Here is a 13,468-nt window from a genome sequence, read left to right as displayed (position 1 = left end):
GATTGGCAGTGTCACTGTGGGCACCCTCTTTGCAACGTCGGAGATTGGCGAAAGCGTCGCGACATCCGATCTCCCCCCATGTGGGGGAGATGTCCGGCAGGACAGAGGGGGGCGCTGTCCCGCCAGCATCAAAATTCCATCGCAGCGGCGCTCACAGGTCGCGGCATGGTCTCCGCGACGTCGCTTCGCTCCTGCTCCGCCCTGGGATGACGAAGGGTATGCCTCACACAGCTCAATCGTCGGTGGCCGGCGTCAGTTCGAGCTCGGCCGGCGACAGCCCCTGCTGGAGCTGGCTCAGCCGGAATTCGTCGACCCAGTAGGCCTCGCCGTCGACGAGGACACGGGCTTTGTAGGCGCCGGCGGAAAAGCTCTGTGCGGTGATATAGACCTTGTGGCGGTCGAGCGCCTTGCGCACCGCGGCACGCTTGGAATTCTGGCTGGTGACGGAACTGGCCATGGACTCGCTCATACACACGCCGCCGCAAGAAAAGGCGGCTGGCATAAGGATGGCCGAGACCGGGTGTTCTGTCAATTTGGCAGTGGGCAGGGAGTGGGCAAGGCACTTAGCGGAAAAGCTCACACGATCGTGCGATCAGTCTCGACCGAGCGACTGTGGAAACCGAGCGAGCGCACTATATGGTCCTGACGCAATAGTCCTGACGCACACGAACCCTGACATTGTCCGGAGATCTCATCCATGACCTTGAGCACACGCAAGCTGGGCAGCCAAGGGCTGCAGGTATCGGTGATCGGCCTCGGCTGCATGGGCATGAGCCAGTCCTACGGCCCGGCCGACGAGGCGGAATCGATCGCCACACTGCACCGCGCCATCGAGCTCGGCTGCACCTTCTTCGATACGGCGGAAGTCTATGGCCCGCACACCAATGAGGAACTGCTGGGCCGCGCCCTGAAGGGCCGGCGCGACGAGGTGACGATCGCCACCAAATTCGGTTTCCGTATCGAAAGCGGCAAGCAGATCGGCACCGACCGCAACAGCCGGCCCGAGCATATCCGTGAGGCGGTGGACGGCTCGCTCAGCCGGCTCGCCACCGACCATATCGACCTGCTCTACCAGCACCGCGTCGACCCGGCGGTGCCGATCGAGGATGTGGCGGGTGCTGTCAGCAAACTAATCACTGAAGGCAAGGTGCGCTTCTTCGGCCTGTCGGAGGCGGGTGCGGCCAACATCGGCCGGGCGCATGCCGTGCAACCGGTGTCGGCGGTGCAGAGCGAATATTCGTTGTGGGAACGCAATCTGGAGCCGGAGATCATCCCGCTGCTCAGCGAACTCGGCATTGGCCTGGTGCCGTTCGCGCCGCTTGGCCGCGGCTTTCTCACCGGCGACGTCAAGCGCGCCGAAGACTATCCGGAAGGCGACTTCCGGCGCGGCGACCCGCGCTACCAGGGCGCCAACTACGACGCCAATGTGCAGGCCGCCGGGATTGTCCGCGACATCGCGGCGGCCAAGGGCGTCAAGCCCGGCCAGATCGCGCTGGCCTGGCTGCTGCACAAGGGCAGCGACTTCGGCATCGACATCGTGCCGATCCCCGGCACCAAGCGCAGAAAATACCTCGAGGAGAATGTCGCCGCCGCGGCGATCAAGCTCGACGCTGACGCAATGCAGGCGCTCGACGACGCGCTGGCGCCGGGCAAGGTCGCGGGTGAGCGCTACAATGAACGCGTCATGGTGACGATCGATCGGTAGGGGCATCTACGGCAGCTTCGCCAGTTCGGCAGCGTGGCGGATGGCAAGCAACGCGTCCCGGTTGGTCACCGGATAGCCTGCGATGAAGCGTTCGACCGAAAAGCCTGGAAATTCGGCTCTCAAGCGGGCCGCGGCGCGCGCCGCCTCGCCGGCCTCGCCCATGGCCGCATGCGAAAGCGCCAGGAACATCAGCACGTCCGGCGATTCCGGCGAACTCCTGCGGAGCGCCGCGACAGCTTCCCGATGCCTGCCGGCGACGAACAGCATGCGGCCTTGCATCCCGAAATACCAGGGCGGGGCCAACGGATTGAGGCGCATGGCACGCTCGATGAGCGGAATCGCCTCGCCCGGATCGCCGACGACAAGCGCCTTGCTGCCGGCCAGCAGCGCCAGTATGCCGGCGTGATTGGAGCCGTATTCGAGAGCCCGCCGATGCGCGTGCTCCGCTCCTTCGAGATCACCAAGACATGCCCTGACATTGCCAAGGCATGCGTGGGCGCAGCTGTCCGTCGGGTCGAGGCGCAAGGCGTTTTCGGCCGCCGCCCGCCAGTTCTCGATCGACGTCAGCAGGTCGTTACCGAAGCCGTTGCAGGCCTCGACCGAATAGGCATAAGCGAGCTCGGCCCAGCAGTTGGCGAAGGTAGGATCAAGCTCCAGCGCGCGTGAAAACAAGCGGATCGCCTCGACATTTCCGGCGCGGCTGAACGTAGTGTGCTGTTCGAGGGCAAGCAGATAAAAATCATAGGCCCGCAGGCTGGCCGGCGGCTTGCGGCGAACCGCATTGCGGCCGACCGTGGCCAGCGTTCCGTAACTGCCGGCGAACACATTGATGATGCTTTCGGTCAGGCTGTCCTGCAGCGCGAAAATGTCCTCGACCGGGCGGTCGTAGCGCTGCCTCCACAGGCTGACGCCGCTACGGGCATCGGCAAGCTCTATCGTCAAGCGAATCCTCTGGTCGTCCGCGCGCAACTGGCCCGACACAATATAGGTAGCGCCAAGCGCCTTGCCGTCCGCCTCGAAGTCGGCCGGCTTGCTGCCCAGCGATTTCATCGTGTGGAAGGCGATGACAGGCAAGCCCGCGTATCGTGCCAGGTCGATGGTGATGTCCGACGACAGACCGTCGGCAAAGCGGCGCCAACGCTCTTCCGAATTCAGGCATTCGATAGGAAATATGGCGAGCACCGGCGGAGCGTCCGACGGGGGTGACAGCCCGTCCGGCCGAGCGCCGGAAGCGCCGGCAAAATACGCCGCGAGCCCGATCTTGGTGCGCACGCCAAGTTTTTCGTAGATGGCCGCAAGGTGGGTGCGAACAGTGGTCGGGGCAATGAAAAGTGCATTGCCGATTTCGCGATAGGTCATGCCGGTTGCGAATTTTTCAGCGACCGCGCGCTCGCGACCCGACAAGGCATCGAGCGCCTGCGCTTTCGAAGCGTCGTTGAACGTCATGGTGGGACCCGTCCCCAGCGGAAGAATACCACAAATGCAGGAGGCCGAATACTGCATCTGCCCGATCCCGCCGCAGGCGCACAAATTGCAAGCTCGCTTGCGGCAACAAGCTGCTATCAGGGGAGGTTTCCATGCGTCCTGTTTCGATAATGCTGGCATGCACGATCTTGAGTCTTTCCGCCGTCCACTCGCCGTTGTTCGCAAGAGGATGCAGGCAGGTGCTGGAATCGGATGTGAAAATCACGAGCATGCGCGTCTATGCCGACGTTCTGGCCAACGCCGCCCGCAACGGCTGGGACTACACGCCTGAATCGATCGTCAGCGGCTCAAAGCGGCATTTCGAGGAGATGAAGCTCCAGTTGAACGACGCCGGCTATGAGATCGTGCCCGTCGGCGTCCGCCCTTATTGCAAACGGTGGGACAAGCTCGCCGCCCGCTAGCAACCAGCGATCCGCCCTTTGCGGCGCAAGCTTTGTCGAGACATCGATATGTCGAAGGTGCAGGCCAACTGTCTGCTTCTGCTTGCTGCTGCCTTTTGGGGCTTCGGTAATGTTGCGCAGAAGACTGTGCTGGATCATCTCGATCCGCTCAGCGCCGTGGGCATGCGCTGCCTGATCGCGGGGCTCATGGTCGCGCCGCTGACGATGCTCGAATGGGGAAGGAAATCCGGGCCCGGCTACTGGATGAGCCTCGCCAAAGTCAGCGTTCTGTTTTCAATTTCGATCATCATCCAGCAGGTCTCCTATCTCGACACCTCGGTTACCAATGCGAGCTTCCTGGTGAGCACCGCAACGGTGATGACACCGCTCGCCGCCTGGTTGCTGATTGGCGAGCGCCCGACTGCTGTTGGCGGGCTTGCGGCTGCCATGACAGTGGTCGGTGTCCTGCTGCTGTCCGGAGGCTTGACCACCAGCTTCAGCCAGGGCGATCTCGCTGCGATACTTTCGGCCGCGTGCTACGCGCTTTGGATGGTGGAGCTTGGTCGCCACATGCAGACCCACGGCGCGCCGGTCGCGGCGGCTGCCGCGCAATTTCTCGGCGCCGCCGTGCTCACCCTGCCGCTCGGCGCCCTCCAGGGTAATCTGTCGCTGGCCGCCATCAGCGATGCAGGCCCGGAACTCGCCGTGCTCGGCATCTTCTCGACCGGGGCCGCCTTCGGCATCCAGACGGTCGCTCAACGCTTCACATCCGCCAGCCATGCCGCGGTGATCGTCAGCGCGGAGAGCGTGTTCGGAGCGATTGGCGCTGCCATATTTTTGGGCGAGCGGCTGTCGCCGACCGCAGCAGTCGGTGCTGCGGTCGTATTTGGATCAATCACCTTGCTGTCGCTGACAACCGACAAATCCGAAATCAGCAAGCCGGCGGTGGTGGACTGAGAGATTATCCTCAAGACGGTCCGGCGAACCTCCTGCGAAGCGCCGAAGGATAAGCCAGGGACCCGACCGGACCGAATCCTGCCGTTCTTGCGCAAACCTCCGGCCTTGGCTAGCATCCGCGCGCCGGCGCCGAGCGGAGGAGAACGTCGCGGTGGACCGGCTGGAGCGCCGTTGCGTCCCCTTGGGCGCTCAAAGGACACTCCATTTCTAGATCGACGCATCAACCTGCCGGAGACACATTCCGGTTTTCGGGGTCGTGCGCTCATGTGGAGGAGACTAAATTGATCAACAGACGTGAATTCCTGCTGTCGTCCGTGGCGATCGGCACAATGGCTCTGGCCGCTCCGCAACCGGCTTTTGCCCAGGACAAGCTGACCATCCTGGGTTCGGTGCCGAGCCTCGGCTTTCCGTTCTTCGTTCACATGCTGAACCAGATCAAGGCGGAGGCGCAGGCGCAAGGCGTCAACCTGACCGAGAGCGACGGCCAGAATTCGGCGCCAAAGCAGACCGCCGATATCGAGGCGGCGCTTGTGCAGAAGGTCGACGCCATCGTCATCTCGCCGCTCGACGTCAACGCGCTGGCGCCGGCCATCGAGCAGGCGGTCCAGGCCGGCATCCCCGTCGTCACCATCGACCGCCGCGTCGACGGCGTCGAAGGCATTCTCGCCCATGTCGGCGCCGACAATGTCAAAGGCGGCGAGGCCGAGGCGCAGGCCATGGTGGCGGCGTTCCCGAACGGCGCCAAGATCTTCCATCTGCAGGGCCAGCCCGGCGCCGGCCCGGCGATCGATCGCAACAAGGGCGTGCACAACGTGCTCGATCCGCTGAAGGACAAGTACCAGATCGTCTTCGAGCAGACCGCCAATTTCGCCCGCGCCGAGGCGCTGTCCGTCACCGAGGCCGGCCTTGCCGCCAATGGCAAGCCCGACGCGATCATCTGCGCCAATGACGACATGGCGCTTGGCGCGGTAGAAGCCTGCGCGGCGCGCAACTTCACCGACGTCAAGATCTACGGCTTCGATGCGCTTCCCGAAGCGCTGGTCGCCGTGCGCGACGGCAAGCTGGCCGGCACCGTCGAACAGTTCCCCGGCGAGCAGTCGCGCACCGCGGTGCAGATCGCCGTCGCCTATGCCAAGGACAAGACCGAGCCGAAGGAAAAGCTCGTGCTGCTGACGCCGATCGTCATCGGCAAGGACAATCTCGACAAGGCGGAAAGGCTGAGCGAGACGAAGTAAGCGACGCCGAGGGCGCATAGCGGCAAAAGTAGCGTTCTGCCGCGCCCCCCCTGTCCTGCCGGACATCTCCCCCTCAAGGGGGGAGATTGGCAGCTTCGACGCAGGCTCTCCTCTGCAACGTTGGTGATTGGCGAAACCAGTGATGAAGGCGCAATCTCCCCCCTTGTGGGGGAGATGTCCGGCAGGACAGAGGGGGGCGCTGTCCCGCCAACCTTGTAACAATCGGAACGATCGATCTCATCTTTCAGGGAGGATTTTTTGTCTCCAGCAGAAGCGGCAACGACGTCGCCATCGCCCGCCCTCCTCGTCGTAGAAGGCGTGACCAAGCGCTTTGCCGGCGTGACCGCGCTCAGCGATGTCTCGCTCGAGGTTCGGCCCGGCGAAATCCTCGGCCTGCTCGGCGAGAACGGCGCCGGCAAGTCGACTCTGCTCAAGATCCTTTCCGGCGTGATGCCGCCCTCCAGCGGCCGCATCGTCTTCGACGGCGTCGAATTCAATCCCCACAACCCGCAGGACGCCAAGCGCCTCGGCATCGTCACCATCTACCAGGAACTGAGCCTGATCCCGACGCTCACCGTGGCGGAGAATATTTTTATCGGCCGCGCGCCGCTCGGGCCGCTCGGCCTGGTCAGCTGGCGGAAGATGGAGGAAGACTCGCGCGCGATCATCGCCCGCGTTGGTCTGGACCTCGACCCGACTACGCCGGTGTCGGCACTGTCTGTCGCCGAACAGCAGCTGGTCGAGATCGCCCGCGCGCTGTCGCTGAAGAGCCGCCTCATCGTCATGGACGAGCCGACCTCGGCGCTGACCGAAACCGAAGTGCAGAAGCTGATGTCGATTATGGGCCGGCTGCGCAAGGATGGCGTCGCCATCATGTTCGTCACCCACAGGCTGGAAGAGGCCTCTGCCATCTGTGACCGCATGACGGTGCTGCGCGACGGCAGGCTGGCCGGCCATCTCGACCGCGACGGCGGGCCGATCAAGCTGCCGAAAATCATCGAGAAGATGGTCGGCCGCGCCGCGTCCGAGCTTTATGCCAGGCCGACGCTGCGCGACGTCGCCGGCGACGTCAGGCTCTCCGTGCGCGGCCTGCGCACGGTGCGCGATCCGCAAGCGCCGCACGCCATCGTGCTCGAAGGCGTCGATCTCGACCTCAAGGCGGGCGAGATCCTCGGCGTCGCCGGCCTCGTCGGCTCCGGCCGCACCGAGTTGGCCCGCGCCATCTTCGGCGCCGACCGCATTGCCGCCGGCACCATCGCGCTCGACGGCAAGCCGATCGCGCCTGAAACACCCGCCGACGCCATCGCGCTCGGCATCGGCCTGGTGCCGGAAGACCGCAAGCACCAGGCGATCTTCGCCGCGCTCGGCATCCTCACCAATTTTTCCATCGCCGCCCTCGGCCGCTACTCCAACGCCGCCGGCTTCATGGCCGAGCGCCGCGAGCGCGAAGCGCTGGCAAGCTACAGGAAGACGCTGTCTATCCGCATGGCCTCGCCCGAGCAGCCCATAGAGGGGCTGTCCGGCGGCAACCAGCAGAAGGTCATCCTTGCCCGCTGGCTGGCGCGCGACCCCAAGGTGCTGATTGTCGATGAACCGACACGCGGCGTCGATGTCGGCGCCAAGGCCGAGGTGCACCAGATCCTGGTGCAGCTCGCAGCGCGCGGCATCGCCATCATGATGATCTCGTCCGAACTGCCGGAGGTGCTTGCGGTGTCGGACAGGATCGTCACCATGCGGCGCGGACGCATCACCGGCGAGATGCCCGGCATCGAGGCGACCGAGGAAAAACTGATGGAACTGATGGCGCTCGATCAAACGCAGGAAGCGACGCAATGACCAGCACGACCGAACAGACCCAGCGCGGCGGCATCAATGTCGCGCGCCTGCTGATGAGCTTCGGCCCGCTGATGTTCCTGGCGCTGCTGATCGTTGTTTTCACCGTCCTGAAGCCGAGCTTCATCGACCCCATCAACATCTTCAACATCATGCGGCAGATCTCGATCACCGGGCTGATCGCGCTCGGCATGACCTTCGTCATCCTCACTGCCGGCATCGACCTGTCGGTCGGTTCGCTGCTGGCTTTCTGCGGCATGGTCGCGGCGGTGGTGGCCAAGGGCGGCACCGCCAACACGCTGTCGCTGTCGACGTCCGGCACGCAAGGCTTTGGCTGGTTCGCAGCCCTATTGGCTGCCGTCGTCATCGGCGCCCTGGCCGGCGGCGTCCAGGGCTTTGCCATCACCAGGCTGAAGGTGCCGCCCTTCGTCGTCACGCTTGGCGGCCTCACCGTCTTTCGCGGCCTGACGCTGACGATCTCCAACGGCGGCCCGATCTCCGGCTTCGACGCCTCGATGCGCTGGTTCGGCACCGGGCTGATCGGCCCGGTCCCGGTGCCGGCGATCATTTTCGCGGCGGCGGCAATCCTCTGCCACATCGTGCTGCGCTACACGCGCTACGGCCGCGCCGTCTACGCCGTCGGCGGCAATGCCGAGGCGGCGCGGCTGTCGGGCCTGCGCGTCGACCGTATCCTGATCTCGGTCTATGTCATCGTCGGCTTCTTCGCCGGCCTCGCCGCCTTCGTATTGTCGGCCAGGCTCAATTCCTCGGAAGCCGTCGCCGGCATCGGCTACGAACTGACGGTGATCTCGGCGGTCGTCATCGGTGGCACCTCGCTGTTCGGCGGCATTGGCTCGGTCGGCGGCACGGTGGTGGGTGCGGCACTGATCGGCGTGCTGCAGAATGGGCTGCAGTTCAACAACGTCTCGTCCTACACCCAGAGCATCGTCATCGGCCTGATCCTCATCCTCGCCGTGGCCTTCGACCGCTGGCTGAAATCGCGGGTGAGACGATGATCCGAGGCGCGAAGGATGCGATGCAATAAACTGCCGGGGAGGTAGTAGCGATGACTCAAATCAGGGCCATGACCGAACGGGACGTGCCGTCGGTGTCGCGGCTCCTTGGAGAGTCCTGGCGCCGGACCTACTCGCCAATCATCGGTGCCGAGACCACGGCACGCATCTCGGACGACTACCACGCGCCGCAGAAGATCGCGGCGGAACTGGCAGACGACAACAAGATGTCTTTCGTTGCGGAACGGCCGGACGGCTCTATCGCCGGCTACGCGATGGCCGAGATGGATGAAACCGGCAACGTCATGCTCGACCGGCTCCACATCGACAACAGCGAGTTCGGCACAGGGCTGGCCGCCGATATGCTGCACGCCGTCCTTGCCGCTCATTCGGGAATTCCCAGCATCGCGCTTGAAGTGATCGAGGGGAACGACCGGGCGCTGGCCTTTTATCGCAAGCACGGGTTCGAAGTGGTCGAGCGCAGGCCTTCGTCCCACGGCGCGGAAGGCCATGCGTCGTTTATCATGCGCAGGCCCTTGCCACGAGCTTAGGCGCGCGCTTCGTCTTCCACTCAGGCCGGAGCATTAGTCGGCTGCGAACGCACCGCTCGCGACCGTCCCATTCGTCTGCGGTGCAAGAAGATCGTTGCGGCGGGCGAACGCCATGAAGGTCGCGCGCCGTCTACTCCTTGCCGGCTCCCAATCGCTGAGCCGACAGGAACATCAACGTATAGGCCGCCTTGCGACGGTCCCAGCCGGCCGACTCGACCGCGTCCAGCAATCCGTCGACAAGCGGCGCCAGCGCCGTCTTGCACTCCGTTTCATAGTTGAAATCGGTCTTGGAAAGGGTCGGCGCCGTGATCTTTCCAAAACTGTTCATCATGTCCATGGCAACACCTGTATATGATCCGCCAAGGCCGTGCCCGCCTTCTCTCGGCGGGCACGGCCGTTTGTCCTCAGAAGCCTGGCGTCAGTAGTCCATGCCGGCACCGGCAGGCATCGCCGGCGTGGCACCTTCTTTCTTCGGCTTCTCGGCCACCATCGCCTCGGTGGTCACCAGCAGGCCGGCCACCGACGCCGCGTCCTGGAGAGCGGCGCGCACCACCTTGGCCGGGTCGATCACGCCCTGCCCGTAGAGGTCGCCGAACTCGTTGGTCTGGGCGTTCCAGCCATAGCCGAATTCGGTCTTCTCTCGCAGCTTGCCGACGATGATCGAACCCTCGGCGCCGGCATTCTCGGCGATCTGGCGCACCGGCTGTTCGATGGCGCGACGCACGATCTCGACGCCGGTCTTCTGGTCGGGATTGTCGACGGCGACATTGTCGAGCGCCTTCGCCGCCCTGAGCAGCGCCACGCCGCCGCCGGGCAGTATGCCTTCCTCGACCGCAGCGCGGGTGGCGTGCATGGCGTCGTCGACGCGGTCCTTGCGCTCCCTGACCTCGATCTCGGTCGAGCCACCGACGCGGATGACGGCGACGCCGCCGGCGAGCTTGGCCAGCCGCTCCTGCAGCTTCTCACGGTCGTAATCGGAGGTGGTCTCCTCGATCTGCGCCTTGATCTGGCCGATGCGCGCCTGGATTTCATCCTTGCGGCCGGCACCGTCGACGATGGTGGTGTTCTCCTTCTCGATCAGCACCTTCTTGGCGCGGCCGAGCATCTCCAATGTGACGTTTTCGAGCTTGATGCCGAGATCCTCGCTGATTGCCGTGCCGCCGGTCAGGATGGCAATGTCTTCCAGCATGGCCTTGCGGCGGTCACCAAAACCCGGCGCCTTGACGGCGGCAACCTTCAGGCCACCGCGCAGCTTGTTGACGACCAGCGTCGCCAGCGCCTCGCCTTCGACATCCTCGGCGATGATCAGCAGCGGCTTGCTCGATTGCATTGCGGCTTCGAGCACGGGAAGCATGGCCTGCAGGTTGGACAGCTTCTTCTCGTGGATCAGCACATAGGGCTCTTCGAGCTCGACGCGCATCTTGTCCTGGTTGGTGATGAAATAGGGGCTGAGATAGCCGCGATCGAATTGCATGCCCTCGACCACTTCGAGCTCGGTCTCGGCGGTCTTGGCCTCCTCGACCGTGATGACGCCCTCATTGCCGACCTTTTCCATCGCTTCGGCGAGGAATCGGCCGATCTCGGCATCCCCATTGGCCGAGATGGCGCCGACCTGGGCGATCTCGTCGTTCCGGGTCACCTTGCGGGCATTGGCCTTGAGTTCAGCGACGATGGCGTCGACCGCCTTGTCGATGCCGCGCTTCAGGTCCATCGGATTCATGCCGGCGGCAACCGCCTTGGCGCCTTCCTGGACGATCGACTGAGCCAGAACGGTCGCGGTCGTTGTGCCGTCGCCGGCGACGTCGCTTGTCTTCGACGCCACCTCGCGCACCATCTGCGCGCCCATGTTCTCGAACTTGTCCTCAAGCTCGATTTCCTTGGCGACGGTAACGCCGTCCTTGGTAATGCGCGGGGCGCCGAACGACTTGTCGAGGATGACGTTGCGGCCCTTGGGACCGAGCGTCACCTTCACCGCATTGGCAAGGATATCGACGCCGCGCAACATCTTCTCGCGGGCTTCGGTATGGAATTTCACATCCTTGGCAGCCATTGGATAACTCCTTCAAATAGGCAGCTTTTCGTTGACTGATTGCTTGTCCAGGCCCCGCTCAGGCGGCCTTCTGCATCTTGTCGGTCGATTCGATCACGCCCAGCACGTCGCTTTCCTTCATGATGAGCAGGTCCTCGCCGTTGAGCTTGATCTCGGTGCCCGACCATTTGCCGAACAGGATACGGTCGCCGACCTTGACGTCGAGCGGCTGCAGCTGGCCGCTATCGTCACGCGCCCCAGGCCCGGCGGCGATTACCTCGCCTTCCTGCGGCTTTTCCTTGGCGGTGTCGGGAATGATGATGCCGCCCGCGGTCTTCTCGTCGACCTCGATGCGGCGGACCAGGATACGGTCATGCAGTGGACGGAACGCCATGTCGTTCTCCTCATAGGACAAACAGATTTTCTTGGACCTCCCTTCGCAGCCGACCGGTACAACGGCCGATGCGACGGTGCGCGACCCCTGCTCAGGCATCACGCGCATATCGAATTAGTCTGCCGATTCAGGCTTTCAAGAGGACGTCGAAAAAATTTTAGCACTCGCCGTGGTCGAGTGCCAACGCACCGTAATAGCGCACTGTAATTATGGCGCTATTCCAGGATTGAAACGACGGATGCGGCTTGAAACCGCGCCGCAACCCTCCAACGTCGTCGTCGACCGCGGCACCGCCTGCCGGCCGGCCGGAACCGATGAGGAAGCGGACGCGTTTTTGCACGCGGAGGATGGCGATGGAACGCGATGCCCCAACGATTTCGATTGCACCGGAAGATCCCGCTCTCGGCCGGCTGCTCGATCCGGCGCGGCATTTCGATCGTCCACAGGACGTGCTGGCCGACGCGACGCTGGACGTCGGTGAAAAGCGCGCGATCCTGTCGTCATGGGCCTCCGATGCCTGCGCGGTCGAATCCATGCCGGCGCTGCGCAAGCCGCCCGGCGCCAAAGCTCCAATCGCCTTTGAAGAGATCATGGACGCTCTGCAGGCACTCGATGGCGCAGGTCCATCTCAAGGCGCCGGCGCCAGCCGAAGCCGCCACGGCGGGCCCCACCGCGTCGGCGCCTGATTTACGACAGAAAGGAGACGTGCATGGTCAGCAACGAGTTCCAGCTCCAGATGCAGGGTTTTGGCCTGACGACGGCGGAGATCCATTATCGTCTTCCCGACTATCGGGACCTGCTGCAGCTCTTCATCTGGCAGGAATACGACATCGCTCCGGATTTCCCGACGCTGAAGCATTTCCTCGAATATTGGGAACGTGAGATCGAAGGCCCGCTGCATTCCGTGCGTGTCGCCCATCACCGTCTGATCCAGCCCTCCGAATGGCGGGCGGTGGACGGTGTTATTACGCTGCAGTGAGACGTCGTTGCGTTGCAGTGAGGCAGGGGGGTACGCGCCGCTCCGGGCCACGGCCGTTCAGGTGGATTTACGTCCCTTGACAAGCAGTCCGGCCGTGCGAGCCGCCTTGACGAAGGCCGTGCGAGCCTCGCGGGCGGTGCGCCAGCCGTCGAGCGCGTCGCGGCAGGCGCGATAGGCTGCGCGCCAGTTCCGGCCGCGCGCCCGGTCCGGCCACTGCTGCATGCATTCGATGGCTTCCCAACTGCTTGCGACCTTGCGCTCTCCGACGGATTGGAGCTTCAGCGTGATCGGCTCGGAAAATGGGACGTCGTTCATCACTTCCTCCTTCTTTCTGTTTTTTTAGAGCAAGTAGCATCCTCGAATAAGCAGCAGGCAGCCGATGTCCGATCGGCGCCGGTGGACGAGATGGTTCGTGTGCCTGCACGCTTCAAGACCTCCCCGCCTCAAACCCCTGGCCCCCGCCCTCGACTGCAACGGCCGGCTATATGTCGTCGTCAGGCGGTTCGAGAAGCCCGATCAGCGTCGCCACCCTTGCCGACGGCAGAGGGCGGCCCTCGTTGACCAGCGCCTCATCGGCACCGACCCAGGCAAAGGCCTCGCGCAACTCTTCGATCGTCGCGCCGGTCGAGGCGATGTCGGCGATGACGGCGTCGTCCACCGGGCCCAGCACCGAAATGATGTCGTCGCGTGTCATGGTCATGATATCCTCCATGCGGCGTGCCGGCGCGACCCTCAAATGACGGTTGAAACCGGCATTGCCAGTACAATCTGGCAACAAAAAAATCTGGCTGCGGGACAGAATCTGGGTCTTGATTTCGGCCTGACAATAACCAAATCCAAATTGCCGGTTGCCGAACGGGACCGGCAGAACCCAGGGAGCGCCAAGCTCTTTGGCGTCCCTCGTACT

At 64.0% G+C, this 13,468-nt stretch carries 16 protein-coding genes; 9 read left to right on the top strand and 7 right to left on the bottom strand.

From position 1 onward, the window contains the following. Positions 1 to 232: 232 nt before the first annotated feature. Positions 233 to 457 carry a hypothetical protein gene (locus AC0NIE_RS16415; protein ID WP_029351283.1) on the bottom strand — a complete coding sequence of 75 codons (225 nt, stop codon included), beginning with the start codon at positions 455 to 457 and terminating at the stop codon, positions 233 to 235. A gap of 240 nt (positions 458 to 697) precedes the next feature. Between AC0NIE_RS16415 and AC0NIE_RS16410 the strand changes: the two genes are divergently transcribed. After that, positions 698 to 1,705, top strand: coding sequence for an aldo/keto reductase (locus AC0NIE_RS16410; RefSeq protein WP_473488914.1), 1,008 nt, complete (start codon positions 698 to 700; stop codon positions 1,703 to 1,705). A 6-nt stretch (positions 1,706 to 1,711) separates the two neighbouring features. On the opposite strand, the gene AC0NIE_RS16405 is transcribed toward AC0NIE_RS16410, so the two are convergent. Next, on the bottom strand, positions 1,712 to 3,151 hold the full coding sequence (locus AC0NIE_RS16405; protein WP_473488915.1) for a LuxR C-terminal-related transcriptional regulator: 1,440 nt from the start codon (positions 3,149 to 3,151) through the stop codon (positions 1,712 to 1,714). Between the two features lie 233 nt (positions 3,152 to 3,384). Here AC0NIE_RS16405 and AC0NIE_RS16400 point away from each other — a divergent pair, with 233 nt between their 5' ends. The 6 genes from AC0NIE_RS16400 to AC0NIE_RS16375 all read left to right on the top strand — a co-directional run bounded on the left by AC0NIE_RS16400 (position 3,385) and on the right by AC0NIE_RS16375 (position 9,159). Continuing rightward, a complete protein-coding gene (locus AC0NIE_RS16400; protein ID WP_473488916.1) occupies positions 3,385 to 3,591 on the top strand; it encodes a hypothetical protein in 207 nt (68 codons plus the stop codon). A gap of 48 nt (positions 3,592 to 3,639) precedes the next feature. Next, positions 3,640 to 4,527, top strand: a complete 888-nt coding sequence (locus AC0NIE_RS16395; RefSeq protein ID WP_473488917.1) for a DMT family transporter — start codon at positions 3,640 to 3,642, stop codon at positions 4,525 to 4,527. 284 nt (positions 4,528 to 4,811) lie between these two features. Next, positions 4,812 to 5,762, top strand: coding sequence for a substrate-binding domain-containing protein (locus tag AC0NIE_RS16390; protein ID WP_473488963.1), 951 nt, complete (start codon positions 4,812 to 4,814; stop codon positions 5,760 to 5,762). A 258-nt stretch (positions 5,763 to 6,020) separates the two neighbouring features. Next, on the top strand, positions 6,021 to 7,598 hold the full coding sequence (locus tag AC0NIE_RS16385; protein ID WP_473488918.1) for a sugar ABC transporter ATP-binding protein: 1,578 nt from the start codon (positions 6,021 to 6,023) through the stop codon (positions 7,596 to 7,598). Beyond that, positions 7,595 to 8,611, top strand: coding sequence for an ABC transporter permease (locus AC0NIE_RS16380; protein WP_473488919.1), 1,017 nt, complete (start codon positions 7,595 to 7,597; stop codon positions 8,609 to 8,611). The genes AC0NIE_RS16385 and AC0NIE_RS16380 overlap by 4 nt, the downstream gene beginning before the upstream one ends. A 50-nt stretch (positions 8,612 to 8,661) precedes the next feature. Then, positions 8,662 to 9,159, top strand: a complete 498-nt coding sequence (locus AC0NIE_RS16375) for a GNAT family N-acetyltransferase (protein WP_123147849.1) — start codon at positions 8,662 to 8,664, stop codon at positions 9,157 to 9,159. A 130-nt stretch (positions 9,160 to 9,289) separates the two neighbouring features. Here the strand turns inward: AC0NIE_RS16375 and AC0NIE_RS16370 are convergent, their stop codons facing one another. The 3 genes from AC0NIE_RS16370 to AC0NIE_RS16360 all read right to left on the bottom strand — a co-directional run bounded on the left by AC0NIE_RS16370 (position 9,290) and on the right by AC0NIE_RS16360 (position 11,582). Further along, positions 9,290 to 9,496: a hypothetical protein gene (locus AC0NIE_RS16370; protein WP_473488920.1), complete on the bottom strand. Its 207-nt coding sequence runs from the start codon at positions 9,494 to 9,496 to the stop codon at positions 9,290 to 9,292. Positions 9,497 to 9,577: 81 nt separating this feature from the next. After that, entirely contained in the window at positions 9,578 to 11,209 is a 1,632-nt protein-coding gene (gene groL, locus AC0NIE_RS16365) for a chaperonin GroEL (RefSeq protein ID WP_473488921.1), read from the bottom strand. 58 nt (positions 11,210 to 11,267) lie between these two features. Continuing rightward, positions 11,268 to 11,582, bottom strand: coding sequence for a co-chaperone GroES (locus tag AC0NIE_RS16360; protein ID WP_095493216.1), 315 nt, complete (start codon positions 11,580 to 11,582; stop codon positions 11,268 to 11,270). A 353-nt stretch (positions 11,583 to 11,935) separates the two neighbouring features. Between AC0NIE_RS16360 and AC0NIE_RS16355 the strand changes: the two genes are divergently transcribed. Both AC0NIE_RS16355 and AC0NIE_RS16350 read left to right on the top strand, forming a co-directional pair. Further along, positions 11,936 to 12,268, top strand: a complete 333-nt coding sequence (locus AC0NIE_RS16355; RefSeq protein WP_473488922.1) for a hypothetical protein — start codon at positions 11,936 to 11,938, stop codon at positions 12,266 to 12,268. A gap of 23 nt (positions 12,269 to 12,291) precedes the next feature. Further along, on the top strand, positions 12,292 to 12,561 hold the full coding sequence (locus AC0NIE_RS16350) for an usg protein (RefSeq protein ID WP_258123242.1): 270 nt from the start codon (positions 12,292 to 12,294) through the stop codon (positions 12,559 to 12,561). A 57-nt stretch (positions 12,562 to 12,618) separates the two neighbouring features. Here the strand turns inward: AC0NIE_RS16350 and AC0NIE_RS16345 are convergent, their stop codons facing one another. Continuing rightward, complete coding sequence (locus tag AC0NIE_RS16345) at positions 12,619 to 12,876, bottom strand: DUF982 domain-containing protein (protein ID WP_292193223.1); 258 nt, start codon at positions 12,874 to 12,876, stop codon at positions 12,619 to 12,621. A gap of 166 nt (positions 12,877 to 13,042) precedes the next feature. After that, complete coding sequence (locus AC0NIE_RS16340) at positions 13,043 to 13,261, bottom strand: hypothetical protein (protein ID WP_023799042.1); 219 nt, start codon at positions 13,259 to 13,261, stop codon at positions 13,043 to 13,045. Positions 13,262 to 13,468 lie beyond the last annotated feature (207 nt).

This window comes from Mesorhizobium sp. WSM4842, from assembly GCF_055901575.1.
This window is presented reverse-complemented; position numbering and strand designations above follow the sequence as displayed.